The following is a 26,681-nucleotide window of genomic DNA, read 5'->3' on the forward strand; positions in this document are numbered from 1 at the left end:
TGTAAAATCAAGTGTTTTTACAGGAAATTTTGCCGGAGCTATACTACCCCGGCAAAATCTTTATCCGTTTTTCAACGATCAGCCCTTGGTGCGGCCAGCAATGATCTGGTCGGCGATGTTCTTGGGCACCGGCTCGTAGTGAGACGGCTCCATGACATACTGGCCACGGCCCTGCGTCTTGGAGCGCAGGTCGGTGGCGTAACCGAACATCTGAGCCAGAGGAACAAAGGCGTTGACACGCTGGGTACCAGCCATTGCCTCCATGCCCTGGATCTGACCACGGCGAGCATTCAGATCGCCGATGACATCGCCCAGATACTCATCGGGAACGATGACAGCAACCTTCATGATAGGCTCAGTGATGATAGGATCAGCCTTGCGCATAGCATCCTTGAAGGCCATAGAACCTGCGATGGAGAAGGCCATCTCAGAGGAGTCGACCTCATGATAAGAACCATCCCACAGGGTGACCTTGACGTCAACGACAGGATAACCTGCCAGAACGCCGGACTTCATAGCACCCTGAATACCGTTGTCGATAGCCGGGATGTATTCCTTCGGGATAGCGCCGCCAACGATGGCGTTGACGAACTCATAACCCTTACCGGGCTCGTTCGGCTCGATCTTGATCTTGACGTGACCGTACTGGCCCTTACCACCAGACTGACGAGCGTACTTGGTCTCCTGATTGGCCTCCTTGCGGATGGTCTCACGGTAAGCGACCTGAGGTGCGCCGACATTAGCCTCCACCTTGAACTCACGGAGCAGACGGTCGACGATGATCTCCAGATGGAGCTCGCCCATGCCGGCGATGATGGTCTGACCAGTCTCCTCATCGGTGTAGGTCTTGAAGGTAGGATCCTCCTCGGCCAGCTTTGCCAGCGCGATGCCCATCTTCTCGTTGCCGGCCTTGGTCTTAGGCTCAATGGCGACACGGATAACAGGCTCGGGGAACTTCATGGACTCCAGAATGATGGGATGATTCTCATCACACAGGGTATCACCGGTGGTGGTGTTCTTCAGACCAACGACAGCAGCAATATCGCCTGCGTAGCAGCAGTCGATGTCCTTGCGGTGGTTGGAGTGCATCTGCAGGATGCGGCCCATACGCTCCTTGTTGTCCTTCACGGAGTTGTAGACAGTAGTACCTGCCTCGACCTTACCGGAATAGACGCGGAAGTATGCCAGCTTACCAACGAAGGGGTCGGTAGCGATCTTGAAGGCCAGAGCTGCGAAGGGAGCGTCGTCGGAAGACGGACGGGTCTCCTGCTCTTCGGTCTCAGGATTCACACCCTTGATGTCCTCGACATCGGTAGGTGCGGGCATATAGTCAACGATAGCGTCCAGCAGCTTCTGCACGCCGCGGTTCTTGTAGGAAGAGCCGCAGACGACGGGAACCAGCGTATTGGCGATGGTCTCCTTGCGGATGGCAGCCTTCAGTTCCTCACGGGTGATCTCCTCACCCTCGAGGTACTTCTCCATCAGAGCCTCGTCGTTCTCAGCAACAGCCTCAACGAGGATGTTGCGGTACTCCTCGGCCTGCTCGCGCATATCCTCAGGGATAGGCTCGGTGCGCATATCGTTGCCCATATCGTCGTAGTAGACCTCAGCGTTCATATCGACCAGGTCAACGATACCACGGAAGGTATCCTCCTGACCGATAGGCAGCTGGATGGCCACGCCGTTGGCGTGCAGACGATCGTGCAGCATCTTGATGCAGCGGAAGAAGTCAGCACCCATGGTATCCATCTTGTTGACGTACACCATGCGGGGGACTTTGTACTCATCAGCCTGACGCCAGACGGTCTCAGACTGAGGCTCGACACCGCCCTTAGCAGCCAGAACGGTCACAGAGCCGTCCAAAACGCGCAGGGAACGCTGGACCTCAACGGTGAAGTCAACGTGGCCCGGGGTGTCGATGATGTTGATGCGGTGACGATTCTTCTTGAATGCAACGGGATCCTTCTGAGTCTCAGAGTGGCTCCAGTAGCAAGTGGTAGCTGCGGAGGTGATGGTGATACCACGCTCCTGCTCCTGAACCATCCAGTCCATGGTAGCGCCGCCGTCGTGAACCTCGCCGATCTTGTGGTTGATGCCGGTGTAGTACAGAATACGCTCGGTAGTGGTCGTCTTACCAGCATCGATGTGGGCCATAATGCCGATATTTCTCGTCATCTGAAGAGAAACTTCTCTGGGAGTAGCCATGAAATTAACCTCCTACAGAACAGATCAATAACGGAAATGAGCGAAAGCCTTGTTGGCCTCGGCCATCTTGTGGGTATCCTCGCGCTTCTTCACGGCGTTGCCGGTGTTGTTGGCAGCATCCATGATCTCAGCAGCCAGACGCTGTGCCATGGTCTTCTCACCACGGCTGCGGCTGTAAGCAGTCAGCCAGCGCAGGCCCAGAGTCTCGCGGCGGGCAGGGCTGACTTCCAGAGGAACCTGGTAGTTAGCACCGCCAACGCGGCGGGTCTTGCACTCGAGGCTGGGCATGATGTTCTCCATCGCCTTCTCGAAAGTCTCGAGAGGATCGTTGCCGGTCTTCTCCTGAATCATGGAGAAAGCCTCGTAAACGATCTTCTGAGCGACGCCCTTCTTGCCGTCCAGCATGACGCTGTTGACCAGACGGGTGACCATCTTGGAATTGTAAATAGGATCAGCTAAGACATCGCGCTTAGCAATGTTACCTCTTCTAGGCATCTTTCTTCCCTCCTTCACAGAATGATATCATCGGTACTCGAAAGTAATAAAACTCCCGTTGTGTCACAAAGAGCTGACCTTACATAAACTGTTGCCCTCCGCACTTTCTGCGGACTTGTTATTTATATAATGGAAAGCCGTTTATGGCGGTTCGTTCCTCAATTACTTCTTTGCAGCACCGGCCTTAGGACGCTTTGCGCCGTACTTGGAGCGGGCCTGATTACGGCCTGCAACACCCTGGGTATCCAGAGTACCACGGATGATGTGGTAACGCACACCGGGCAGGTCCTTAACACGACCGCCACGGATCAGCACGACGGAGTGCTCCTGCAGGTTATGGCCGATACCGGGAATGTAAGAGGTGACCTCGATACCATTCGTGAGGCGGACACGGGCGACCTTACGCAGAGCAGAGTTAGGCTTCTTGGGGGTCATGGTACGGACTGCAGTGCAGACACCGCGCTTCTGGGGGCTGTTCAGATCAGAATACTGTTTCTTCTGAGAATTGTAGCTCTTCAGCAGGGCGGGAGCAGTGCTCTTCGTAGCCAGGACCTGACGGCCTTTGCGTACAAGCTGGTTAAAAGTAGGCATTGGTTTTCTCCTTTCTTAATGATGAACATCGGATATTTTCCGACTTTTTTGCCGCACTATCCCTGTGTGGGACGCGCAACAGTTATATAATACCCGTTTTCATCAGGAATGTCAACAGTTTTTCCAATATTTTTTTGTTTTATTCGCCGAAATGATTCTTGGCTCATTTTTTAGGGCAAAATGCCCGTCCCTTCCGGCCTCTCCCCTTGGGAGAGGTGGCATCGCGTCAGCGATGACGGAGAGGGCAAGCCTGTTTCCAAAGAGCATCCGCCCAGCGATATGCATTGGCTTTTGTCAGAGCGATACTATCGCAGCTCCTGCAATTTTCCGGCAGCGTCCTTGCCCTCTCAGGCGCTTCGCGCCAGCTCCCCCAAAGGGGGAGCCTTTGGCTTACACAAAAAGAGCCGCCCCTGCGGATGCGCTCCGCAAAGACGGCTCTTCGTATTTACTTTACAGAATGCTGTGACGGAACATTACTGCTGCGCAGCAGCTGCCTGCTCAGCGGCGACCTCGGCGTCACGCTCTGCCTCACGGCGGGCCAGATCCTCACGCACCTCCGGGAGACCGGTACCTGCGGGGATGAGCTTACCGATGATGACATTCTCCTTCAGACCGGCCAGCGGATCGACCTTGCCCTTGATGGCGGCCTCGGTCAGCACACGGGTGGTCTCCTGGAAGGAAGCGGCGGACAGGAAGGACTCGTTGGCCAGAGCAGCCTTGGTGATGCCCAGCAGCACCTGCTGATACTCGACCAGCTTGATGCCCTGCTCGCCTGCGTCGATCCGCTTCTGCAGCTCGGCGTTGATGTTCTCGACCTCCAGACGGTTTGCCAGAGCGCCGCCGATGAGGTCGGAAGAACCGGAGTCGGTCACGCGGACCTTGCGGCACATCTGACGGACGATGACCTCGATATGCTTATCGTTGATCTCAACGCCCTGCAGACGGTAGACCTTCTGGACCTCGCTGATGAGGTAGTTCTGGACGTCGCTCAGACCCTTGATGGCCAGAATATCCTGCGGATACAGGACGCCCTCGCGGGTGATGATATCGCCCTTCTCCACGCGGTCGCCCGGCATAACGCGTGCGTGCTGGGTGAAGGGGATGGAGTAGCTCTTGACGACCTCGGCGCCGGTCTCGTCCTTGCCCGTGACCTTGATGACGACGTTCTTCTTGGTATCGTCGTGAGAGACGACACCGGAGATCTCGCTCATGATGGCCATGCTCTTGGGACGGCGGCTCTCGAACAGCTCCTCAACACGGGGAAGACCCTGCGTAATATCCTCAGCCGATGCGATACCGCCGGTATGGAAGGTACGCATGGTCAGCTGAGTGCCCGGCTCGCCGATGGACTCTGCAGCGATGACGCCGATGGACTCGCCCAGCTGGACGGGTTCACCGTTTGCCATATCGCTGCCGTAGCAGTGTGCGCAGACGCCGATCTTGGCGCGGCAGGTCAGCAGGCTGCGGATCTTCAGCTTGGTGATGCCTGCAGCCTCGATGTCGTTGGCATCGTAGAGGTCGATCATCTTGCCCTCGGGAACGATGACCTTGCCGGTGACGGGGTCGATGACATCGCCCACGGCGTAACGGCCGATGATGCGCTCCCGGAAGCTCTCGATCTTCTCCTTGCCCTCGTGGATCTCGGAGACCCAGAGGCCGTCGGTGGTGCCGCAGTCGATCTCGCGGACGATGACCTCCTGAGAGACATCGACCATGCGGCGGGTCAGGTAGCCGGAGTCAGCAGTACGCAGAGCGGTATCGGCCAGACCCTTACGAGCACCACGGGCAGAAACGAAATATTCCAGAATATTCAGACCTTCGCGGTAGTTGGCACGAATGGGCATCTCGATGGTCTTACCGGCGGTGTTTGCCAGCAGGCCGCGCATGCCGGCCAGCTGCTTGATCTGGTTCATAGAACCACGGGCGCCGGAATCTGCCATCATGAAGATCTCGTTGTCCTCGGGCAGGTTTGCAGCCAGCGCCTTGGAGACCTTGTCGGTGGTGGCCTGCCAGATGTTGATGGTCTGGGCATAGCGCTCGTTCTCGGAGATCAGGCCGCGGTTGAAGAGCTTGCTGACCTGAGAGACCTGCTTGTCAGCGTCGGCGATCAGCTCGTCCTTCTGGGGCGGGATGACTGCGTCGCAGACAGCGACGGAGATGGCAGACAGGGTGGAGTACTTGTAGCCCTGTGCCTTGATGGCGTCCAGCATCTTTGCACACGTGCGGGTGCCGTTGCGGGTCATGCAGCGGGAGATGATGTCGGGCAGGGTCTTCTTGGTCACGCGGAAGCTGACCTCATACTCCAGCCAGTGCTCCGGGTCGGTGCGGTCGATATAGCCCAGATTCTGGGGCACGGGGTTGTTGAAGATGATGCGGCCGGCGGTGGCGTCCACCAGACCGGTGCGCTCCACGCCGTCGATGACCATGGTGCGGCGCACCTTGATGGGTGCGTGCAGGGTGATGACGTGCTCGGCGTAGGCCATCAGAGCCTCGTTCTCGTCGCGGAACACCTTGCCTGCGCCCTCCTCGTTCTCACGAACGGTGGTCAGGTAGTAGCTGCCCAGAATCATATCCTGCGTCGGCACGGTGACAGGTGCGCCATCCGAAGGCTTCAGCAGGTTGCCGGAAGCCAGCATCAGCATCTTGGCCTCACGGCAGGCATCCTCGCCCAGAGGCAGATGGACTGCCATCTGGTCACCGTCGAAGTCGGCGTTGAATGCGGTACAGGCCAGCGGGTGCAGCTTGATGGCACGGCCCTCGACCAGCACGGGGTTGAAGGCCTGAATGCCCAGACGGTGCAGGGTAGGTGCACGGTTCAGCAGGACGGGGTGGCCCTTGATGACCGTCTCAAGGCTGTCCCAGACCTCGGGCTTGGTGCGCTCGACCATCTTGCGGGCAGACTTGATGTTGTTGGCCACGCCCTTCTCGACCAGATCCTTCATGACGAAGGGCTTGAACAGCTCCAGCGCCATCTCCTTGGGCAGACCGCACTGGTCCATCTTCAGCTCAGGGCCGACGACGATAACGGAACGGCCGGAGTAGTCAACACGCTTACCCAGCAGGTTCTGGCGGAAGCGGCCCTGCTTGCCCTTCAGCAGATCGGAAAGGCTCTTCAGTGCGCGGTTGTTGGGGCCGGTGACCGGACGGCCGCGGCGGCCGTTGTCGATCAGGCTGTCAACTGCCTCCTGCAGCATCCGCTTCTCGTTGCGCACGATGATGTCGGGAGCGCCCAGCTCCAGCAGACGGCGCAGACGGTTGTTGCGGTTGATGACGCGGCGGTACAGGTCATTCAGGTCGGAGGTGGCAAAGCGGCCGCCGTCCAGCTGGACCATGGGGCGCAGGTCAGGCGGCAGCACAGGCAGCACATCCATGACCATCCACTCGGGGCGGTTGCCGGAAACGCGGAAGGCCTCGACGGCCTCCAGACGCTTCAGGATGCGCACCCGCTTCTGGCCGGAGGACTTCTCCACCTCAGCCGTCAGCTCGGCGCTGAGCTGGTCGAGGTCGATCTCCTTCAGCAGGTCCTGAATGGCCTCAGCGCCCATTGCAGCCTCGAACTCGTCACCGTAGCGCTCCCGCATCTCGCGGTACTCTTTCTCAGTCAGCAGCTGCTTCTTTTCCAGCGGGGTCAGGCCGGGGTCGGTGACGATATAGCTTGCAAAGTACAGCACCTTCTCCAGCAGGCGGGGGCTGATGTCCAGCATCAGGCCGATGCGGCTGGGGATGCCCTTGAAATACCAGATATGGCTCACAGGAGCGGCCAGCTCGATGTGGCCCATGCGCTCACGGCGGACCTTGGCCTTGGTGACCTCGACGCCGCAGCGGTCGCAGATCTTGCCCTTGTAGCGGATGCGCTTATACTTGCCGCAGTGGCACTCCCAGTCCTTGGTAGGTCCAAAAATGCGCTCGCAGTACAGACCGTCGCGCTCCGGCTTCAGGGTGCGGTAGTTGATGGTCTCAGGCTTCTTCACCTCGCCGTAGCTCCAGTTGCGGATCTGGTCCGGAGAGGCAAGGCCGATTTTGATCGAATCGAAGACGTTGTTTTCCATGAAACGAACCCTTTCTTAATCTTTATAGTCTCGATGATAACAGTTGACGTTGGAAGACCCGCTGCCCTCCCCTGCCCTGCGGCGGCAGCACGCGCACCGCGCAGGGGGTCGCAGCTTTCTCATAGGGGGGTCTTATTCGTCGATGTTCACTTCGTCAGAAGCGGGCTCTGCAGCGGCAGAGCTGTCATCCTCCAGCACGGAGGGATCATCGAAACCAGCATCGGCGTCCTTGATGGTGTAATCGTTCAGCAGCTCGTTCTCGTTGGCGACGGTCTCGGTGCCGGCAACATCGCGCATATCAAAGCCGGTCTCTTCGTCGTCGAAGTTCTGGCGCATATCGATCTCGTTGCCGTCCTTGTCCTGAACGATGACGTCCAGACCCAGAGCCTGCAGCTCCTTGAGCATGACGCGGAAGGATTCGGGGATGCCCGGCTGCGGGATCGGCTCGCCCTTGACGATGGCCTCGTAGGTCTTGACACGGCCCTCGACGTCATCGGACTTGACGGTCAGGATCTCCTGCAGGGTGTAAGCAGCGCCATAAGCCTCCAGAGCCCAGACCTCCATCTCGCCGAAGCGCTGGCCGCCGAACTGGGCCTTGCCGCCCAGAGGCTGCTGAGTGACCAGAGAGTAGGGGCCGGTGGAACGGGCGTGGATCTTATCGTCAACGAGGTGATGCAGCTTGAGGTAGTACATATAGCCGACGGTGACGCGGTTGTCGAACTTCTCACCGGTGCGGCCGTCGTAAACGGTGGTCTTGCCGTCGCGGTCCAGCTCGATCTTGGAGAAGTCGATGATGTGGCCCTTCTCGCCCATCAGCTTCGGCAGCTTGGTGGGGTAAGCGGGGGCGTTCTCGCCGTGCCACATCTCGCGGGCGGTATCGAAGGTATCGCCGATGTCAGCCTCGCGGGCGGAGTCGAAGACCGGGGTCATGACCTTGATGCCGCAGGCCTTGGCTGCATAGCCGAGGTTGACTTCCAGCACCTGACCGATGTTCATACGGGAAGGAACGCCCAGCGGGTTCAGCACGATGTCCAGCGGGGTGCCGTCGGGCAGGTAGGGCATATCCTCCTGCGGCAGGATGCGGGAAACGACACCCTTGTTGCCGTGACGGCCTGCCATCTTATCGCCGACGCTGATCTTGCGCTTCTGAGCGATGTAGCAGCGGACGACCTCGCGCACGCCGGGCTGCAGCTCGTCGCTGTTCTCCGGGGTAAAGACCTTGACGTCCACGATGATGCCGTACTCGCCGTGGGGCACGCGCAGAGAGGTGTCACGCACCTCGCGGGCCTTCTCGCCGAAGATGGCGCGGAGCAGGCGCTCCTCAGCGGTCAGCTCGGTCTCGCCCTTCGGGGTAACTTTGCCGACCAGAATGTCGCCGCTCTTGACCTCTGCGCCGATGCGGATGATGCCGCGCTCGTCCAGATCCTTCAGGGCATCCTCCGAGACGTTGGGGATGTCGCGGGTGATCTCTTCGGGTCCCAGCTTGGTGTCGCGGGACTCGGTCTCATATTCCTCGATGTGGATCGAGGTGTAAACGTCCTCGCGGACGATCTTCTCGTTCAGCAGGACAGCGTCCTCGTAGTTGTAGCCCTCCCAGGTCATGAAGCCGATCAGAGCGTTCTTGCCCAGAGAGATCTCGCCGTTGCGCATTGCGGGGCCGTCGGCCAGCACCTGACCGGCCTTGACGGTCTCGCCCACCTCGACGATGGGGCGCTGGTTGATGCAGGTGCCTGCGTTGGAGCGGGCGAACTTGATCAGAGCGTAGTTGTCCACTGCTCCCTGTGCGTTGCGCACCTCAATGTGGTCTGCGTCCACCTTCTCGACGATGCCGTCGGCCTTGGCCAGAACAGCGGTGCCGGAGTCGGTCGCAGCCTTGTACTCCATGCCGGTGGCAACGATGGGCTGCTGCGTGACCATCAGAGGCACGGCCTGACGCTGCATGTTGGAGCCCATCAGAGCACGGTTACAGTCATCGTTCTCGAGGAAGGGGATGCAGGCGGTAGCGACAGAGACCATCATTCGGGGCGAGACGTCCATATAATCGACCTTCTCGGCGTCGATCTCGAGGATGTCGTCGCGGCGGCGGGCGGAGACGCGGGCACGCTTGAAGTGCTTGGTCTCGTCCAGCGGCTCGTTGGCCTGTGCCACGACGTACTCGTCCTCAACGTCAGCGGTCATATACTCGACCTCGTCGGTGACGACCTGATCGATGAGGTTGCCGTTCTCGTCGTAGGTCTTCTTGACCTTGCGGTAGGGAGCCTCGACGAAGCCGTACTCGTTGATCTTGGCGTAAGATGCCAGATAGGAGATCAGACCGATGTTGGGGCCTTCAGGAGTCTCGATGGGGCACATACGGCCATAGTGGCTGTAGTGGACGTCGCGGACTTCGAAGCCTGCGCGGTCACGGCTCAGACCGCCGGGGCCCAGAGCAGACAGACGGCGCTTGTGGGTCAGCTCAGCCAGAGGGTTGTTCTGGTCCATGAACTGAGACAGCGGAGAGGAGCCGAAGAACTCCTTGATGGCGGCCACCACAGGGCGGATGTTGATGAGGGCCTGCGGGGTGATGACGCTCTGGTCCTGACTCTGGAGGGTCATCCGCTCACGGATGACGCGCTCCATGCGGGAGAAGCCGATGCGGAACTGGTTCTGCAGCAGCTCACCGACGCTGCGGATGCGGCGGTTGCCCAGATGGTCGATGTCATCGGTGGTGCCGATGCCGTGGCCCAGACCGTTCAGGTAGTTGATGGAGGAGAGGATGTCGGTCACGGTGACGGTGCGGCCGATGAGCTGGTCGTGGTTGCGGCGCAGCATCTCCTTCTGCTCCTCCACATCGGAGGTGGTGTCGAGGATCTTCTTGATCTCCTCGAAGGAGCAGCGCTCGTTGATGCCGCATTCCTTGACGTCGAAGGAGAAGAAGCCCTGTGCATCCACACAGCCGTTGGTGATGACCTTGACCTTCTTGCCCTCGACGTTCAGCACGACGATGTTGACGCCGGCTGCATCTGCGGCCTCCGCCATCTGACGGGTGATCTTGGCATCCTTCTCGATGAGCAGTTCGCCGGTCAGAGGAGCGACGACGTTCTCGGCGGCGACGTGGTTCATGATGCGGCGTGCCAGAGACAGCTTCTTGTTCATCTTATAACGACCGAACCGGGACAGATCGTAGCGGCGGGGGTCGAAGAAGAGCATATTGATCTGGCTGGTGGCGGACTCCACCGTGGGAGGCTCACCGGGGCGCAGCTTGCGGTAGACTTCCAGCAGGCCCTCCTCGGTGTTCTTGGTGGTGTCCTTCTCCAGCGTGGCAAGGATGCGCTCATCCTCGCCGAAGTAGTTCAGGATGTCCTCGTTGGAGGACAGGCCCAGTGCACGGCAGAGGACGGTGACGGGCAGCTTGCGGTTCTTGTCGATGCGGACATAGAACACGTTGGAAGCGTCGGTCTCGTACTCCAGCCATGCGCCGCGGTTAGGGTTCATGGTGGCGCTGTACAGGTCGTTGCCTACCTTATCCTTGGCATCACCGTAGAATACGCCGGGAGAACGGACCAGCTGGCTGACGATGGCGCGCTCTGCACCGTTGATGACAAAGGTGCCTGCGTCGGTCATCAGGGGGAAGTCGCCCATGAAGATCTCCTGATCCTTCACCTCGCCGGTCTCCTTGTTCAGCAGACGGGCGGTGACGCGCAGGGGCGCTGCATAGGTCACGTCGCGCTCTTTGCACTCTTTGATGCTGTACTTCGGCTCCTTGTCGAGGCGGAAGTCCACAAAGCTCAGTGCCAGATTGCCGGTATAGTCCTCAATGGTGCCGATGTCGTGGAAGACCTCTTTCAGGCCCTCGTCCAGAAACCACTGGTACGAGTTCTTCTGGACCTCGATGAGGTTCGGCATACTGATGACTTCGTCGATGTGGGAGAAGCTCATGCGCTCGGTCTTGCCGAGCTTGACGGGCTTGACTTTCATCATAAAATCAACCACTCCTTACTTTTATACTCTACGGATGTTGCAAAATGCAGGTCGAATTTGAGCAGACACACATAATTCGGCCTGCACCGCGCGCAGAAGTCCGGCGTTTTGCACAAACTTTTCGGTGAGACCCGTCCGGCTCGCGCTGCACAAACTCCCTTTTTGGCGCACTAGGCCATTATGTGATACTAATGCAGTATACACCCTGAAACCCCTGTTGTCAAGCCATTTTTCCGTTTTGAGGCAAAAAAATTCCCGAGCGCCCTCTTTTATGGGACGCCCGGGTGCGTGTACGCTTTGCGCGATTTTGGGGTTGATTTTTTTGTTTTTTACGTTCCAGACAAAAACACCCTTGTGCATTTTGTCACCATTTGCTCTTGCATCCTGCTCTACTCGTCCAGATAATCCCGCAGGCGCTTGGCCCGGCTGGGGTGGCGCAGCTTGCGCAGGGCCTTGGCTTCGATCTGGCGCACCCGCTCGCGGGTGACGTTGAACTCCCGGCCCAGCTCTTCCAGCGTCCGGGCGCGGCCATCCTCAAGGCCGAAGCGAAGGGCGATGACCCGCTCCTCCCGGGGCGTGAGGCTCTTGAGCACCGTCATCAGCTCCCGGCGGAGCAGCTGCCGCCCGGCCTCGTCGGCGGGGATGCCCGCCTCATCGTCCCGGATGAAGTCCTCAAGGTGGGCGTCCTCCTCCTCTCCCACCGGCGTTTCGAGGCTGATGGGGTCCTGCGACAGCTGCAGCAGCTCCCGCACCCGGGCCGCCTCCATGTCCAGCTGGGCGGCGATCTCCTCGACGGTCGGCTCCCGGCCTGTGCGGCGCAGCAGCTCCCCCGCCGTCTTCTTCACCCGGTTGATGCTCTCCACCAGATGCACCGGGATGCGGATGGTGCGGCCCTGATCGGCGATGGCCCGGGTGATGGACTGCCGGATCCACCATGTGGCGTAGGTGGAAAACTTGAAGCCCCGGTCCGGCTCGAACTTCTCCGCTGCCTTCATCAGGCCGAGGTTCCCCTCCTGAATGAGGTCGAGGAAAGGCAGGCCCCGCCCGGCGTACCGCTTTGCCACCGAGACCACGAGGCGGAGGTTCGCTTCGCTGAGACGGCGGCGGGCGTCCTCGTCCCCGGCCTGCGCGGCACGGGCAAGGGCAGCCTCCTCCTCCGCGGCCAGCAGGGGCACCCGGCCGATCTCCTTCAGATAGGTCTTTACCGGGTCGTCCAGCGCCACCCCCTCGGCAGAAAGCTCATCCTCGAGCCTGCCGATCTGCTCTTCATCCAGAAGCGGCAGCTCCGTCTCCTCCTCAGCCACCTGCACGCCCCGCGTCTCCAGTGCGGCATACAGCTCGTCCAGCCCTGCCGGGTCGAAGTCCTGTTCCTCCATCGCACGGCTCACCTGCTCGGGCGTCAGGACATGGCGGCGGGCACGTCCCGCCAGCAGTTTTGCCATTTCTTCCGTCTGTGACATTTTCTGCATCTGCTCTTCTCCTTCCGGCCCCAGCCGGTGGAGAGATCAGACCGAATCTTCTGCGTCAGCAGTTCCCTGCTTTTGTTCCCGCATCGACTGGAGATACTGTTCAATATCGTTGGTTGACATACTGGCGGCGCGGCTGGCCACGGGGGTGCCCCGGGCGATGCGTTCCAGATAGAGCTGGATGTCCTCCGGCGTACAGTTTACATCGCTGTATTGTGCCGCAAGACGGCTCAATTCATTCAGGGCCTCCTCGCTGACGAAGGCCCGCAGGGTGGCGAGGCTCACGTCCACCCCCTGCTCCCTGCAGCGGAGCATGGCCTCGTACAGTTCCTTCTGCTGGGGCTGCAAAAACTGCTCCGGCCTGAGCCGGGCACTCACCTTGTCGATGTAGCCCGGCTCCCGCAGCATGGCGGCCAGAAGCCGCTGTTCGGCGCTGGCCATCCCCAGTGCGCCCCGGCCTGCGCCGTAGGGCACCTTGATCTGGTCCATCTCGCCCTCCCGCAGACGGGCGCGGCTCCGCTCCCAGCGGCGCTTGCTGCCGGCCCTTTTCACGGCGTCGGCCAGCTGGGCCATGATGGCGGTCTTGGAGATGTTGGTCTCCTCGGCCAGACGGCCTGCGTAGACCTCCTGCTCGGTGGGGTTGGAGCGCTGGGCCAGCATCTCCACGGCCTCCTTGACGTACTCGAGGCGCTGGGCGTCCTGCTTGAGGTCGTACTGGTCCCGCAGCCGCTTCATCCGGAAGTCCAGCGCGTTGCCCACGCCGTCCAGCAGGGCCTTGAAGCGGTCGGCACCGTATTTCTTGATGTACTCGTCCGGATCCTTCGCCCCCGGGATCTGTAAGACGCCCACCCGCACCGGGCTGTTGCGGAACAGCTCCAGAGAGCGGAGGGTGGCCTTCTGGCCCGCCTCATCGGAGTCGTAGCTGAGGATGACCTCCTCGGCGTACTGGCTGATGAGCTTGACCTGATCGGGCGTCAGGGCCGTGCCGCAGGCGCAGACGGCGGTGTCGATGCCCACCTGATGCATGGAGATGACGTCCATATAGCCCTCACAGAGGACATACCGGCGGGAGGCGCTCCGCTTGGCGATCTGGAGCGCAAACACCGTATCCGACTTGTGGTAGACCAGCGTTTCGGGGCTGTTGACGTATTTGGGCTTGGAATCGTCCAGCACCCGGCCGCCGAAGGCGATGATGTTGCCCCGCAGGTCGAAGATGGGGGTCATGACCCGCCGCCAGAACAGGCAGTAGATGCGGCCCGACTGGCTGCGCTTGAACAGGCCGCTGGCGTCCAGCTCCTGCTGGTTGTATCCCTTATCCCGGAGGTACTGGTAGAGCGCCTGCCCGTCGTCGGGGGCATAGCCCAGCCCGAAGCGGTTGATGGTCTTGTCGTCGAGGCCGCGCCGCCGCCAGTAGGCCCGGGCCTGCCGGGCCTCCTCCACCGTGGAGTTGAGGCAGGCGTGGAAGAAGCGGGCCGCGTCCTTGTTCATGGTCAGGATGCGGCTGCGCAGACGGCCCGTTTTGTCGTCCTCGGTGGGTTCGGGCATCCCGGCCCGCTGGGCCAGCAGCTTGACGGCCTCGATGTAGTCGATGCTGTTGATCCTCTTGGTAAAGCTCACCGCGTCGCCGCCCGCGCCGCAGCCAAAGCAGTAGAAGCTCTGGGTGTCCGGGTAGACGTAGAACGAGGGGGTCTTCTCGCTGTGGAAGGGGCACAGCCCGCCGTAGAGCCGGCCCTTCCGTTTGAGCTGGACATAATTGCCCACCAGCTCCACGATGTCGGTGCGGCGGGTCAGCTCTTCAATATATTCGTGTGGGATCATAACGATGTTCGGCGCTCCTTTTTCTCCAAAACGTGCCGCCTGCGGGGCACAAAGACGTCCTCGAAGGTGCGGACGGCAGATCTGCCGCTTCTTTTTCTCTCGTTCCCCCTCCTCTCCGTGCGCGGCCGATCCCAGTGCCGCGTCTGCGGCTATTGTAACCGATTTGCGCTGTCGAAGGGGGAAAATCCATGACTCTTCGTTCAAAAAATGTTTCGATGGGTTTGCTGGGAATTTTTGGTATTCCGGCCTCTTTCGCCGGTTGCTGCTGTTTTTCGTTCTTTGGCAGCGGCATGCCCCCTCAGAACGCCGCATAAAACGGCGCGCTCACGGTGACATTGGCCGTGCCCCGTGTCAGCTCCTGCAGCTGGGTGAGCAGCGGCCCCTCGGTGTGTTCCGGCATCTGCCAGCGGAGGGTGACCCGGTCGGTGAACTCCGGCTCGGCCAGCTTGCCCCCTGCGGCCCGGATGAGGAGGTCGGCCCGCTCATAAAGCCCGTAGTCCACCGTCACCTCCAGCGCCACCACGCTGCGCACTGTGACCACCTCGGCGGCTTCCAGCGCCCGGGCGGTGGCTGTGGTGTAGGCCCGGACGAGGCCCCCTGTGCCCAGCAGCACACCGCCGAAGTACCGGGTGACGACCACGATGAGGTCGGTCAGGCCGCTGTGCTGCAAGACCTCCAGCGCAGGCGTCCCCGCCGTCTTGGCCGGTTCGCCGTCGTCGGAGTAGCGCTCCCGGCTGCCCTCCCGCAGACGGTAGGCATAGACGTTGTGGCGGGCGGTGCGGTTGGCCGCACGCACCTGCTCCAGAAAGGCCACGGCCTTTTCCTCGCTGTCTGCAAAGGAGAGCTGCGCGATGAAGCGGCTCTTCTTCTCTTCGTATTCTCCGATGGCCGTGCCTCGGATGGTGCGGTAATCCTCCACGCTGGTTCCTCCTGCTTTTCATCAATGAGATAAGTATAGCATAAACCGCCCCAAAGAAAAAGCCCGCCTGTGCCAGCGGCACAGACGGACTCATTTTTCATATCAGGTTCAGCGGATCTCGATGCCCAGCTTGAACTTCAGGTTGCCCAGCACCTTCTTGACGGTGCGCTCCACCTGCTCGGCGGAGACTTCGGCAGCGGGGTCGGACAGGGTCAGGGAGAAGGCCATGCTCTTCTTGCCCTCGCCGAGGTTCGCGCCCCGGTAAATATCGAACAGCTTGACCTCGGTGATGAGGGGGCTGGCCTTTTTGATAGCCTCCTCGATGTCGCCGCAGGCCACAGCCTCGTCGCAGACCAGCGCCAGATCGCGCTTGACGGCGGCGTAGGGGCTGAGGGGCTTGTAGCGCAGCCCGCCCTCGACGCAGGACATCAGGGCCTCGTAGTCCAGCTCGCCCAGATAGATGTTCTGGCTGTCCTTCTGCTCCTTGGCGATCTCCAGCTCAGCGTTGATCTCGTTGGCCAGCTTGCCAAAGACGCCCAGACGCTTGCCGTTGCAGTAGACGGCGGCGCTGATGCCGGGGTGGAGCCAGCTGGTGGTCTCCCGCTGGTAGGTGAAGGTCAGGTCGAAGCCTGCGGCCAGCGCCTCCAGAGCGCCCTTGACGGTGAAGAAGTCCTCCGCCGGGCCGAACGCGCCGAGGCAGAGGGTCTGACGCTCGTGGGGGTGCTCCTGAATGGGCAGCTCCTTGGCGAGGTAGACCGGTGCCATCTCAAACAGGCGGCCCTCGGCGTTGCCCTTCTTCAGGTTGTCCACGATGACGTTCAGCATGGAGGGGGCCAGCAGGGTGCGCATGACGGACAGATTCTCGCTGATGGGGTTCAGGATGCGGATGGCCTTGCGGGCCTCGTCGTCCGCCGGGATATGGAGCATATCGAACTCGGCGTTGGAGTAGAAGGCCAGCGTAGAGGCCTCATAGAAGCCCTGTGCCGCCAGCAGCCGCTTGGTCTTGAGCTGCTGCTTCTGGTCGTAGTTCAGGCCGCCGTTGGTGACGGAGGCAGTGTTCAGGAAGGTGGGCACGATGTGGTCATAGCCGTACTCGCGGATGACCTCCTCGGCCAGATCGGGGAAGCTCTCCACGTCCTCGCGGTAGAGCGGTGCCGAGACGTCCCAGCTGCCGTCGGCCTGCACATCCACGGTGAATTCGAGGCGCTTGAGGATGTCGATCATGGTCTGGTCGGGCACGGTGATGCCCAGCACGCCGCAGATCTTGGCCGGGGTGGTGACGATATGCCTGCGCTCCAGCGGGCGGCCATCGGTCAGGTCGTATTCCAGCGTGGTGATGTCGCCGCAGTCCAGCTCCTGAATGAGGTGCAGGGCGCGGGCAAGGCCCATCTCGGGGGAGTGACGGTCCACGCCCTTCTCGTAGCGGGCGGAGGAGTCGCTGTTCTGGCCCAGAGCGCGGCTGGTCTTGCGGACCGAGTCGCGGGCGAAGGTCGCGCACTCGAAGAGCAGGCTGGTGGTGGCGTCGTCCATGCCGGAGTTTGCGCCGCCCATGATGCCGGCCAGCGCCACCGGCTTCTCGGCGTCGCAGATGACCAGATTGTTGGGATTCAGGGTGAACTCCTTCTCGTCGAGGGTGGTGATCTTCTCGCCCTCCGCAGCGCGGCGGACGGTGATGCTGCGGCCCGCCACCTTATTCAGGTCGAAGGCGTGCATGGGCTGACCCATCTCCAGCAGGGTGTGGTTGGTGATGTCCACCACGTTGCTGATGGAGCGCAGGCCGCAGAGGGCCAGATGGCGCTTCATCCAGCGGGGAGACTCGCCCATCCGGATGTTGCGGACGTAGTGTGCCATGTAGCGGGGGCAGAGGTCGGGGGCCTCCACCTTCACGCTCACCGGCGCGTCGGCGTCGCAGACGGCCTTGTAGTCCATGGCCGGCATGTGCAGGGGCTTGCCGAGGATGGCGGACACCTCGCGGGCGATGCCCAGCACCGACTGGCAGTCGGGGCGGTTGGCGGTGATGGAGATGTCGAAGATGTAGTCGTCCAGACCCACCACGGGGGCGATGTCGGTGCCGGGGACGGAGTCCTCGGGCAGGATGAGCAGGCCGTAGACCTCAGAGCCCGGGAACAGGTCGTCGTTCAGGCCCAGCTCCTCGCCGGAGCAGAGCATTCCGTTGGACTCGACGCCCTGCATCTTGCGGGCCTTGATCTTGATGCCGCCGGGCAGAGTGGAGCCGTCCAGCGCGGCGGGCACACAGTCGCCCAGCTTCATGTTCGAAGCGCCGGTGCTGATGCGGATGTCGTGGCCGTAGCTGCCGCAGTCCACGACGCACTTGGTCAGATGGGTGCCCTCCTGAGGCTCCATCTCCACGATCTTACCGACGACCACCTTGCTGATGCCGGCGTCCAGCGGGATCAGCTCCTCGACCTCAAAGCCGCAGGAGAAGAGCTTCTCTTCAAGCTCCTGTGCGGTAACGTCAATATCGACGAGTTCTTTTAACCAACTGAAAGGTACTTTCATTGTTTGCTCTCTCCCCTCTTATTCGTGGAACTGCTTGAGGAACTGCAGGTTGTTCTCAAACATCAGGCCGATGTTGTTGATGCCGTACTTCAGCATGGCGATGCGCTCGATGCCGATGCCGAAGGCAAAGCCCGAGTACTCGTCCGGGTCGATGTTGCAGTTCTCCAGCACCTTGCGGTTGACGACGCCGCCGCCCAGCACCTCGATCCAGCCGGTGTGCTTGCACAGGGGGCAGCCCTTGCCGTGGCACTCGAAGCAGCTCACGTCCACCTCGACGCTCGGCTCAGTGAAGGGGAAGTAGGAGGGGCGCAGGCGGGTGCGGGTGTCGGCACCGAACAGCTTCTGCACGAAGGTGTTCAGCGCGCCCTGCAGGTCGCCCAGCGTGATGCCCTTATCCACCACCAGACCCTCCATCTGATGGAACATGGGGCTGTGGGTGGCGTCGGAGTCGGAGCGGAAGACGCGGCCCGGGATGAGCACCTTGATGGGCGGCTTCTGGCTGTCCATGGTGCGGATCTGGCCGCCGGAGGTCTGGGTGCGGAGCAGGAACTCGTCGGACAGGTAGAAGGTGTCCTGCATATCGCGGGCGGGGTGGTCCTTCGGGACGTTCAGACGGGTGAAGTTGTGGTCGTCGTCCTCGATCTCGGGGGCGTCTGCCACCGCAAAGCCCATGCCCGAGAAGACGTCGATGATCTGGTTGGTCACGAGGGTCAACGGGTGCAGACCGCCCACGGCTCGGGTCTTGGCGGGCAGGGTGATGTCCACCGTCTCGGCGGCGTTGCGGGCGGCAAGCTCGGCCTGCTTGACCTGCTCGGCGGCGGCGTCATACTCCGCCTGCACCTTGGTCTTCAGTTCGTTGATGATCTTGCCCATGGCCGGACGCTCCTCGGGGGCGACCGAGCGCAGATTCTTCATCAGGGCGGGGATCTTGCCGTTCTTGCTCAGATATTCCTGCCAGAAAGTTGCCAGCGTCTCCTTGGAAGAGACCTGACCGAGGCTCTCTTCCGCCTGCTTTGCCAGCTCGTCGATCATTGCTTGCATGGATGTTCTCTCCTTCTCATTCGTGTTGTTCAGCGGACAGCAAAAAAGCTCCGTCCCCTGCCGAGGCCTCTCGTAAGGCCCGGCAAAAGGGACGAAGCTTCAAAAATTTACAGCTCCGCGGTACCACCCGGTTTCCGCCCGGCCCACTCGGGAGCCGTGCGGCGCTCAAAACGCCGTAACGGGGCGCACCGTCCGGCCCTACTGCAAGGTTCAGGCCAGCCGCTCGGGAGCGAACTTCAGCCAGCGCCCGCACGGAAGCCCTCTCAGCCGGTGAAGCTTCTCTCTTTGCTGCGGTGCGCCCGCCTACTCTCTCCGTCGCTGCGTTTGGAGTATTCAGGTCGTGGTCATCAAATAACCATGAATCATCTTACCACATTTCGGGCCGGTTTGCAAGCGGCGCAGGCAGATTTCGGGGAATATCCGCTTTTTTCTTGCGTTTTGCTGGCAGCGGCAGGCCCTCTCCGTCACCTTTGGTGACACCTCTCCCATGGGGAGAGGCACTGGCGTACCGGTCAGGCCCACGCGGGACGAGCAAAGTTTACTCTATCCGGAAACAGTAGTGCCCTGCGGTCTGGATTCACAGCAGCTTGACAAGGCGCTCTTGTTCAGAAGCCGCTGCCCCCGTAAGCGAGGCCCGCTCTTTTGCGCCCTGTCGGGCCTTAGGCATCCAGCGAAAAGTGGCCCGGCACGCCAGTGGCTCCCCCTTTGGGGGAGCTGGCGCGAAGCGCCTGAGAGGGCAAGGATGCTGACCACAAAGCGCGGGCGCAGCGATGGTATCGCTCTGACAAAGAGCCTGCTCATCGCTGTGCGGCGGCGCTTGGCAGAAAACCGCGCGCTTCTTGATAAAAAACGCACTGCCGGGTTCCTTGACAGCCGCCCGGCAATGCGCTATAATATCCATAGAAAAGGCACTGTGACAAACGGTTTGGCCTCTTTCTAAGGATTTGGCTTTTTGAAAACCGTCACCTTGGCAGAGGTGGCGGTTTTACTTTTTGATCCGAATCGTGAACGTAAGTCCAAAGACATGGAACGTCAAAGTAATCGGCATCTTCTCACCTCCTTTCGGAAGTGAGAGACCAAACCGCCTGCCGTATGTACAGTGCCCCGCCGCTTTCCAGCGGCAGCACCAGTGTATCATAAACGCTGACAGAAAACAAGAAAATCCCCCACAAATGTGGGGGATTTTCTCATGTTCGCAATCTTTTACTTACTTCGCCAGCAGCTCCTCCGCCAGCGCATCCATCTGCGCCTCGGCGGCGGGGTTGGAGGCAGAGCGGAGGGTGACGACGGTGTCACAGACGGTGATGTTCTTCATGCCCTCCAGCTCGGCGCGCATGAGCTTTGCGGCCATGGGCGCCCAAGTGCCGTTCTCCATCAGGGCGATGGTGCGGCTCTGGAAGGCCTTGGTCTTGAGGTGGGCCAGCAGGTTCTCCATCGGCGGGAAGAGGAAGCCGTCGTAGGTGGCGCAGGCCAGCACGGTCTTGCCGCAGCGGAAGGCCTCCGTGACGGCGTAGGAGACATCGACCCGGGTCAGGTCGATCTCCACCACCTTCGCCCCCTTGGCCCGGAGCTTGTCGGCCAGAGTGTGGGCGGCGGCGCGGGTGTGGCCGTGGATGGAGGCGCTGGCCACCAGGATCTTTTCCGGCTCCTCGGCCCTGTAGCTGGACCACATATCATAGTAGTTCAGGTATTTGCTGAGGTCGCCGGTGAGGACGGGGCCGTGCAGCGGGCAGATGGTGGCGATGTCCAGCGCAGCGGCCTTTTTCAGCAGGGCCTGCACCTGCGGGCCGTACTTGCCCACGATGTTCAGGTAGTAGCGGCGGGCCTCGCTGGCCCAGTCGGCCTTCTCGTCGAACTTTGCCACAGCGCCGAAGCGGCCAAAGCCGTCGGCGGAGAAGAGGACTTTTTCGGTGGACTCATAGCTCACCATGACCTCGGGCCAGTGGACCATCGGTGCAAAGACGAAGGTGAGGGTGTGTGCGCCCAGCGAGAGGCTCTCGCCGTCCTTCACGACGACGCGGCGCTCCTTGGCGATGGCCTCCGGGCCGAAGAACTGCTCCATATACTGGAAGGTCTTGGCGTTGCCCACCACCTGCATCTCGGGGTAGAGGGCGGCGAGGCGGGCCACATTTGCGCCGTGGTCCGGCTCCATGTGGTGGACGACGAGGTAGGCGGGCTTCTCCCCTGCCAGCGCCTCGGTGACGTTTGCCATCCACTCGTCGGTGGCACGCGCGTCCACCGTGTCGAGGATGGCGGTCTTCTCGTCCCGGATGATATAGGAGTTGTAGCTGACGCCGGTGGGCACAGGGTACTGGCTCTCGAACAGGTCAATGGTGGTATCGTCCACACCCACGCCAAGGATGGCGCTGCTGATATTCTTTACGCTCATAAGCACATTTCCTCTCTGCTGTTTTGTGTATGACATACCGCAGTCGGCAGTATTTTTCAAGAATCGTTCTTAGTATAGCACAGCCTGCCCCCTTCGTCAACTATTTATCAGGCCGGGCAGCAGGCCGAGGCTCTACTCCTGTGGAATATAAGACCAAGTTCCAATATAATAACGTATCTATGTTATATATTCCATGTTGGTCAGTTTGGCCAACTTGCCTTTGCTGGCCAAGTTCCAACTTGGTCACCTCCGTCGAAGTTGGTCTCCTTGGCTAAGTTCGATTTTCGGCGATGCACCGTCGTTAATTTCCAACTTGGTCAGATGTCCCGCCTGTCTCGGAGAGTGCACTTGGCAGCTCGTTCATGTCGTCGATCTCGAGGAGGGCGCTGGCGCTGGCCTCGTCGAGGCTCTGGACGCTGCGCAGCTTCCGGCTGATGGCGCGGCTGCGGACGCCGATGAGCTTGTCCAGCTCCTCGTCGGTCTGGCGCAGGCGCTGCTGCATCTTGGTGAGGCCCTGCCCGAACTTGTCGAACTCGGTCTTCACCGCGCCCAGCAGCTGCCACACCTCGCCCGAGCGCTTCTGGATGGCGAGGGTCTTGAAGCCCATCTGTAAGCTGTTCAGCAGGGCCGCCATGGTGCTGGGGCCTGCCACGTTGACCTGATAATCCCGCTGCAAGACCTCCAGCAGCCCGGCGTTCACCACCTCGGCGTACAGGCCCTCAAAGGGCAGGAACAGGATGCCGAAGGCTGTGGTATAGGGCGGCTCGACGTACTTTTCCCGGATGTCCTTTGCCTCGCTGCGGAGGACCATTTCCAGCGCGTGGCGGGCGTTCTCCACGGCCTGTGCGTCGCCGGAGGCGTAGGCGTCCTGCAGGTGGCCGTAGGTGTCGCCGGGGAACTTGGAGTCGATGGGGAGCCAGACGCTGCCGCCGTCCGCGCCCGGCATCTTGATGGCGTATTCCACCCGCTGGGTGCTGCCCGGGATGGTGGCGACGTTGGTGTCGTACTGCTCGGGGGCCAGAATTTCTTCGAGGATGGCCCCCAGCTGGATCTCGCCGAGGATGCCGCGGGTCTTGACGCCCGAGAGCACCTGCTTCAGGCCGCCCACATCGGCGGCAAGGGACTGCATCTCGCCCAGACCCTTGTACACCTGCTCGAGCTGCTGGTTGACGGCCTTGAAGCTCTCGGTGACCCGCTTCTGCAGGGCGTCCTGAAGCTGCTCGTCCACCGTGTGGCGGATCTCATCCAGCTTGCGGGCGTTCTCGGCCTGAAGCGTCGCCATGCTCTGGGTGACGGCCTGACGCAGCTGCTCCATCTGCTGGGTGTTGGCCTGCTCGAGGCTGCGCAGCCGCTGCTCAAGGATGCGCTGCTGGCTGTCCTGCCCCTGCCCCAGCGTGGTGCTCATCCCCTGCACGGCAGTCTGGAGCGTCTCGCTGACGCTGCGGATGGCGGCGTAGTTCTGCTGGGCCACGGCATCCTGCCGGGCGCTGAAGTCCTTGGCCTGTGCGGCAAGCTGCTGCTCCAGCCAGCTCTTCAGGGCCTCGTCGTCCTTCGGCTCCTTCAGCAGGCGGCTGGTGCGAGCCAGCAGCACCGCCATCATCAGACAGATGGCGACGAGCAGCAGGGTGTACACGAACGCAAGATATTCCATTTACTTTACTTCCTCAAATCTCAAAACTTCTTTGGTGGTGACCCTTTCCTCCCCGGCAAGGCCCACGCCGTCGGCCTCCATCTCCCCGCTCTGGTTGTCGTAGGGGTCGCTGCGGAAGCCCGTCATCGGCGGGTCGAAGGGGGCCTCGAAGGCGCTGTTGGCCACCATCCGGCCTGTGTCCAGACTGCCGAAATAGTGGCGGCGGAGCATCTCATCGCCCCGGCGTGCCATGGAGGAACCATAGGAGCAGTCGGCGTACATCCAGCCCTTGGGCGCGATGTAGAACCGTGCCCAGTCGTGGCAGCCTGCATCCCCCGGGGCCACCGCAAGGCCGCTCTCCCAGCGGGCCGGGATGCCCGCGATGCGGCAGAGGGTGATGAAGGTGAGGGCCATGATGCCGCAGTCGCCCCGGCGGCTGCGGGCGCAGTTCTCGGCGATGGACTCATGGACGAAATAAGAGGGCTGGAAGTGATACCGGACGTTCAGGGTGACGTAGTCGTAGATGCGCTTCGCCTTCTCCGCCGGGCTGGTGACGCCCTCGGTGAGCTGGGCCGCCAGCGCCCGCAGATAGGGCGTAAAGACGATGTGGGGTGCCTCCTCGCCGGTGTAGAAGTCCGGCTGCTCCGGGTCGGGCGTGAAGGAGAGCGGGTCGGCGTAAACCGCCGTTTCGCGGTAGCTGTACTCCGCGCCGAAGGTGCGGTTCTCGGCAAGGTCGGCCTCCCAGTACACGGTGCGCTGGGGCGCGTCCTCGGCGGCGATATGGCCGGGCGTCTCGGTGAATCCGTCCAGCGTGATATGGCTCTGGGACGGGCAGGCGGCAGGCAGGGCCAGCCACGCCCGGACATGGATGGTGTCCCGGCCCTCGGCTCTCGCCTTTTCCAGCGCGGCGGCGAAGGCCTCGTCCGACATCCGGATGCTGGTGCGGAGGGTGATGTCGGCGCTGGCGCTCCCCTCCTGCATCATCTTTTCGCAGAGGCGGTGACGCTCCTCGTTCTTATTGCTGGGGGCGTCCGGGGTCTTTTTCCGGGCGGCGAGGTCGGCGTGGGTGGCCAGCAGGGTCTCGGCGAACCGCTCCTGATACCGCTTTTCTCCCTCCACGAACCGCCAGTCCATCCGGCCCTCCCAGTCGAGGGCGCGGAACTCCTCCGCCGTGAACCCCTTCACCCGCTCCTGCATCCGGGCGATGGCTTCGGCCTCCGTCCAGCAGTATTCCCCGGGCAGACGGCGCATGATCTCCTTCTGGACGGTCAGCGCCTCCCGCAGGGCGTCCACGCCGTGGGGCGTGGGGTTCTCGGGCGGGACGTATCCCTCCGGCGCAGCGCTGCCGTTGGTGGCGGGGCTGTTCTGGGTCTTGGTCCAGTCCTCGGCCAGCAGCCGGTCGATGCGGGCGATGGCCTCCTTGTAGTATCCGGCTGCCTTCAGCCGGGCAATGTCGTCGGGCAGGCCCACGTTCAGGCTGCGGATGCATTCATTCAAATCGTACATATCCTTTCCCTCTTTTCTTTATTCTTCCGAAACGCTCTTCCAGAATGCGGCGGCGTCGGCTACCCAGCCCTCCGCGTCGGTGCCCACGCCGATGCCGACGCCATGCTTGGCGTCGTCGTAGACCTGCACCCGGTTGGGCACGCCGTTGTCCCGCAGGGCCTTGGCAAGGGCCGGCCCCTGCAGCGGGAAGACGAAGGCCATGAGCATCTTGTCGTTCCGGCCATACCACAGGAAGGTGGGCGGGTAGTCCGGCGTCACCAGCTTCGAGACCGTGTAGGAGTAGTAGCGCCTTTCCAGCCGGTCGGTGTCCATCAGGAGATGGTAGGCGGGCTTTGCCTCCAGAAAGTTGTTGATGGGGTAGGCCAGCAGCAGTGCGCCGGGCTTCGGGACGCCGTAGCGGCCCCAGCCCTTTTCCTCATTGCCGAAGACGCCCGCGATCTGCCCGCCGGAGGAGTAGCCCAGCAGGGCGTAATCCTCGGTGGAGACGCCGAAGGTGTCTGCGTTCGCCAGCACGAGGCGGATGGCCCGGGCAAGGTCTTCCATCGGGGCGTCGTCCCCGGCCTCGAGGCCGATGCGGTAGCGCAGGGAGAAGACGGCGTACCCCTGCTGGTGCAGCTCCCACGCCGTGGACACACCGCCCCGCAGCTCGCCGCTGTAGTAGAGCGAGTTGCCCGACAGCACGATGGCAAACTTCGCCCCCGGCTGCTCTGCGGGGCAGTAATACAGCTCCGCGTGGGCGCGGGCGGGCATGGCGGCGATCTCCTCCTCCGAATAGAGCGGGTACGTCACCTGCACCCCGTCGTGGTACACCTGCGCCAGATAGTTCAGCCCCGCCGCGCAGGCCTCCGCCGATGTATCGTCCACCACCTCGGCCAGCGTCTCATCGTCCCGGCTGGTGGAGAGCTTTTCGCAGTCCCGCTCCCATACATAGGTATAGGTGTAGAGGCCGCTGGCCCGGATGTCGGGGTCGTCGCGGATCTCTTTCATTGTGGTCTGGGGCGTGATGCTGGCCGCAGAGGCCGGGAGAGCGAGGAGGCCGAGCATCAGCGCAGAGGCAGTGAGTCGTTTCCAATCCATCTTCTTGTCTCCTTTTTTTCGGAGCAGCCGAATTGCATTTTGCGGCAAAGAGGTCTATAATAGTTCCTGCCCCGAACGGGTATTTTCTCTATTGTATCACAACCGTGATGATTGTCAAAAAGATTTCTGCCCAGGAGGGGCTTTTTTCCATGCTGACCAATTACCACACCCACACCACCCGCTGCGGCCACGCCGAGGGCACCGAGGAGGAGTACATCCTCACGGCCCTGCGCTGCGGCTATAAGGTGCTGGGCTTTTCCGACCACACCCCGTGGGCCTACGCCACGCCCGGCTTCGTCAGCCATATCCGGATGCTGCCCGCCCAGCTGGACGACTATGTCCTGACGCTGCGAAGCCTGCGGGAGAAGTACGCCGACCGGCTCCATCTCCACATCGGCCTCGAGGCCGAGTATTTCCCGGCCTATCTGGGCTGGCTGAAGGAGGAGACCGAGCGGCTGGGCATCGAGTACCTCATCCTCGGCTGTCACTACGACACCACCGACGAGCAGGACGCCAAGGCCCGGCGCTTCGGCGGCAGCGCCTCCCCGGCCCACGGCAGACGGTACGCCGAGCAGGTGGAACGGGCGCTGGAAACGGGGCTGTACCGGTATCTGGCCCACCCCGACCTCTTTTTGAACCGGATGACGGCCTTCGACACCGAGGCCGAGAAAGCCTGCCGGGAGGTCTGTGCCGCAGCGGCGCGGCTAGACATCCCCCTCGAGTACAACATGGCGGGCCTGACGCTCCAGCGCCGCCCCGACGGCTCGCTGGGCTACACCCGGGACGAGTTCTGGCGCATCGCGGCGGAGTATCCGGTCAGGGCCATCGTGGGCTGCGACGCCCACGCCCCCTCGGAGCTGGACGTCGTCCCTCTCATCGAGGAGAAGAGGGCCTTTCTGCAGGGGCTTGGCATCCCGGTGCTGGACACCCTGCCGGGGCTGGAGTGAGAAGTCATTGCACAGACGGGCCGCATCTGCTATACTGGGATAAACTGGGATAAGAGGAATGGTGCAGG

16 protein-coding genes are annotated in these 26,681 nt (G+C 61.8%); 2 read left to right on the forward strand and 14 right to left on the reverse strand.

Going from position 1 to position 26,681, the window contains the following annotated elements; all coding sequences use genetic code 11:
- Positions 1–78: 78 nt before the first annotated feature.
- The 10 genes from fusA to pheS all read right to left on the reverse strand — a co-directional run bounded on the left by fusA (position 79) and on the right by pheS (position 19,064).
- Complete coding sequence (fusA, locus tag LKD23_RS01525) at positions 79–2,205, reverse strand: elongation factor G (RefSeq protein WP_227620037.1); 2,127 nt, start codon at positions 2,203–2,205, stop codon at positions 79–81.
- A gap of 24 nt (positions 2,206–2,229) precedes the next feature.
- Complete coding sequence (gene rpsG / locus LKD23_RS01530) at positions 2,230–2,700, reverse strand: 30S ribosomal protein S7 (protein WP_005930552.1); 471 nt, start codon at positions 2,698–2,700, stop codon at positions 2,230–2,232.
- Between the two features lie 162 nt (positions 2,701–2,862).
- A complete protein-coding gene (gene rpsL / locus LKD23_RS01535) occupies positions 2,863–3,291 on the reverse strand; it encodes a 30S ribosomal protein S12 (protein ID WP_005940205.1) in 429 nt (142 codons plus the stop codon).
- 473 nt (positions 3,292–3,764) lie between these two features.
- Positions 3,765–7,340: a DNA-directed RNA polymerase subunit beta' gene (gene rpoC / locus LKD23_RS01540; RefSeq protein ID WP_227620038.1), complete on the reverse strand. Its 3,576-nt coding sequence runs from the start codon at positions 7,338–7,340 to the stop codon at positions 3,765–3,767.
- 132 nt (positions 7,341–7,472) lie between these two features.
- Complete coding sequence (gene rpoB, locus LKD23_RS01545; protein ID WP_227620039.1) at positions 7,473–11,300, reverse strand: DNA-directed RNA polymerase subunit beta; 3,828 nt, start codon at positions 11,298–11,300, stop codon at positions 7,473–7,475.
- Between the two features lie 389 nt (positions 11,301–11,689).
- Positions 11,690–12,769 (reverse strand): RNA polymerase sigma factor RpoD, encoded by a 1,080-nt coding sequence (gene rpoD / locus LKD23_RS01550; protein ID WP_227620040.1) that lies wholly within the window; start codon positions 12,767–12,769, stop codon positions 11,690–11,692.
- 36 nt (positions 12,770–12,805) lie between these two features.
- Positions 12,806–14,584 (reverse strand): DNA primase, encoded by a 1,779-nt coding sequence (gene dnaG, locus LKD23_RS01555; protein ID WP_227620041.1) that lies wholly within the window; start codon positions 14,582–14,584, stop codon positions 12,806–12,808.
- Between the two features lie 298 nt (positions 14,585–14,882).
- The gene (locus tag LKD23_RS12935; protein WP_227620042.1) at positions 14,883–15,503 is read right to left on the reverse strand and encodes an IMPACT family protein; all 621 of its coding nucleotides are present in this window, start codon (positions 15,501–15,503) and stop codon (positions 14,883–14,885) included.
- Positions 15,504–15,611: 108 nt separating this feature from the next.
- Positions 15,612–18,023 carry a phenylalanine--tRNA ligase subunit beta gene (gene pheT / locus LKD23_RS01565; protein ID WP_227620043.1) on the reverse strand — a complete coding sequence of 804 codons (2,412 nt, stop codon included), beginning with the start codon at positions 18,021–18,023 and terminating at the stop codon, positions 15,612–15,614.
- An 18-nt stretch (positions 18,024–18,041) separates the two neighbouring features.
- A complete protein-coding gene (gene pheS, locus LKD23_RS01570; protein ID WP_227620044.1) occupies positions 18,042–19,064 on the reverse strand; it encodes a phenylalanine--tRNA ligase subunit alpha in 1,023 nt (340 codons plus the stop codon).
- Between the two features lie 742 nt (positions 19,065–19,806).
- Between pheS and LKD23_RS01575 the strand changes: the two genes are divergently transcribed.
- Positions 19,807–20,004, forward strand: a complete 198-nt coding sequence (locus LKD23_RS01575) for a hypothetical protein (protein ID WP_227620045.1) — start codon at positions 19,807–19,809, stop codon at positions 20,002–20,004.
- A 267-nt stretch (positions 20,005–20,271) separates the two neighbouring features.
- Here the strand turns inward: LKD23_RS01575 and LKD23_RS01580 are convergent, their stop codons facing one another.
- The 4 genes from LKD23_RS01580 to LKD23_RS01595 form a co-directional block, all read right to left on the reverse strand.
- The gene (locus tag LKD23_RS01580; protein ID WP_227620046.1) at positions 20,272–21,453 is read right to left on the reverse strand and encodes an FprA family A-type flavoprotein; all 1,182 of its coding nucleotides are present in this window, start codon (positions 21,451–21,453) and stop codon (positions 20,272–20,274) included.
- A 301-nt stretch (positions 21,454–21,754) separates the two neighbouring features.
- Positions 21,755–23,104 carry a DNA recombination protein RmuC gene (locus tag LKD23_RS01585; protein WP_227620047.1) on the reverse strand — a complete coding sequence of 450 codons (1,350 nt, stop codon included), beginning with the start codon at positions 23,102–23,104 and terminating at the stop codon, positions 21,755–21,757.
- A complete protein-coding gene (locus LKD23_RS01590; RefSeq protein ID WP_227620048.1) occupies positions 23,105–24,589 on the reverse strand; it encodes a transglutaminase-like domain-containing protein in 1,485 nt (494 codons plus the stop codon).
- Between the two features lie 18 nt (positions 24,590–24,607).
- The gene (locus tag LKD23_RS01595) at positions 24,608–25,666 is read right to left on the reverse strand and encodes an alpha/beta hydrolase (RefSeq protein ID WP_227620049.1); all 1,059 of its coding nucleotides are present in this window, start codon (positions 25,664–25,666) and stop codon (positions 24,608–24,610) included.
- A gap of 149 nt (positions 25,667–25,815) precedes the next feature.
- Between LKD23_RS01595 and LKD23_RS01600 the strand changes: the two genes are divergently transcribed.
- The gene (locus LKD23_RS01600) at positions 25,816–26,613 is read left to right on the forward strand and encodes a histidinol-phosphatase (protein WP_227620050.1); all 798 of its coding nucleotides are present in this window, start codon (positions 25,816–25,818) and stop codon (positions 26,611–26,613) included.
- The last annotated feature ends 68 nt before the right edge of the window (positions 26,614–26,681 follow it).

The organism is Faecalibacterium butyricigenerans, from assembly GCF_020687345.1.
GTDB classification, from domain to species: Bacteria; Bacillota; Clostridia; order Oscillospirales; family Ruminococcaceae; genus Faecalibacterium; species Faecalibacterium butyricigenerans.

Excerpts from the sequence above, each read along its gene's own strand:
- fusA (WP_227620037.1), bottom strand. The coding sequence starts at position 2,205 with ATGGCTACTCCCAGAGAAGTTTCTCTTCAGATGACGAGAAATATCGGC.
- rpsG (WP_005930552.1), bottom strand. The coding sequence starts at position 2,700 with ATGCCTAGAAGAGGTAACATTGCTAAGCGCGATGTCTTAGCTGATCCT.
- LKD23_RS01600 (WP_227620050.1), top strand. The coding sequence starts at position 25,816 with ATGCTGACCAATTACCACACCCACACCACCCGCTGCGGCCACGCCGAG.
- LKD23_RS01585 (WP_227620047.1), bottom strand. The coding sequence starts at position 23,104 with ATGGAATATCTTGCGTTCGTGTACACCCTGCTGCTCGTCGCCATCTGT.
- LKD23_RS01595 (WP_227620049.1), bottom strand. The coding sequence starts at position 25,666 with ATGGATTGGAAACGACTCACTGCCTCTGCGCTGATGCTCGGCCTCCTC.
- rpoB (WP_227620039.1), bottom strand. The coding sequence starts at position 11,300 with ATGATGAAAGTCAAGCCCGTCAAGCTCGGCAAGACCGAGCGCATGAGC.
- pheT (WP_227620043.1), bottom strand. The coding sequence starts at position 18,023 with ATGAAAGTACCTTTCAGTTGGTTAAAAGAACTCGTCGATATTGACGTT.
- LKD23_RS01580 (WP_227620046.1), bottom strand. The coding sequence starts at position 21,453 with ATGAGCGTAAAGAATATCAGCAGCGCCATCCTTGGCGTGGGTGTGGAC.
- LKD23_RS01590 (WP_227620048.1), bottom strand. The coding sequence starts at position 24,589 with ATGTACGATTTGAATGAATGCATCCGCAGCCTGAACGTGGGCCTGCCC.
- rpsL (WP_005940205.1), bottom strand. The coding sequence starts at position 3,291 with ATGCCTACTTTTAACCAGCTTGTACGCAAAGGCCGTCAGGTCCTGGCT.
- pheS (WP_227620044.1), bottom strand. The coding sequence starts at position 19,064 with ATGCAAGCAATGATCGACGAGCTGGCAAAGCAGGCGGAAGAGAGCCTC.
- LKD23_RS01575 (WP_227620045.1), top strand. The coding sequence starts at position 19,807 with ATGCTGACCACAAAGCGCGGGCGCAGCGATGGTATCGCTCTGACAAAG.
- dnaG (WP_227620041.1), bottom strand. The coding sequence starts at position 14,584 with ATGATCCCACACGAATATATTGAAGAGCTGACCCGCCGCACCGACATC.
- rpoD (WP_227620040.1), bottom strand. The coding sequence starts at position 12,769 with ATGCAGAAAATGTCACAGACGGAAGAAATGGCAAAACTGCTGGCGGGA.
- rpoC (WP_227620038.1), bottom strand. The coding sequence starts at position 7,340 with ATGGAAAACAACGTCTTCGATTCGATCAAAATCGGCCTTGCCTCTCCG.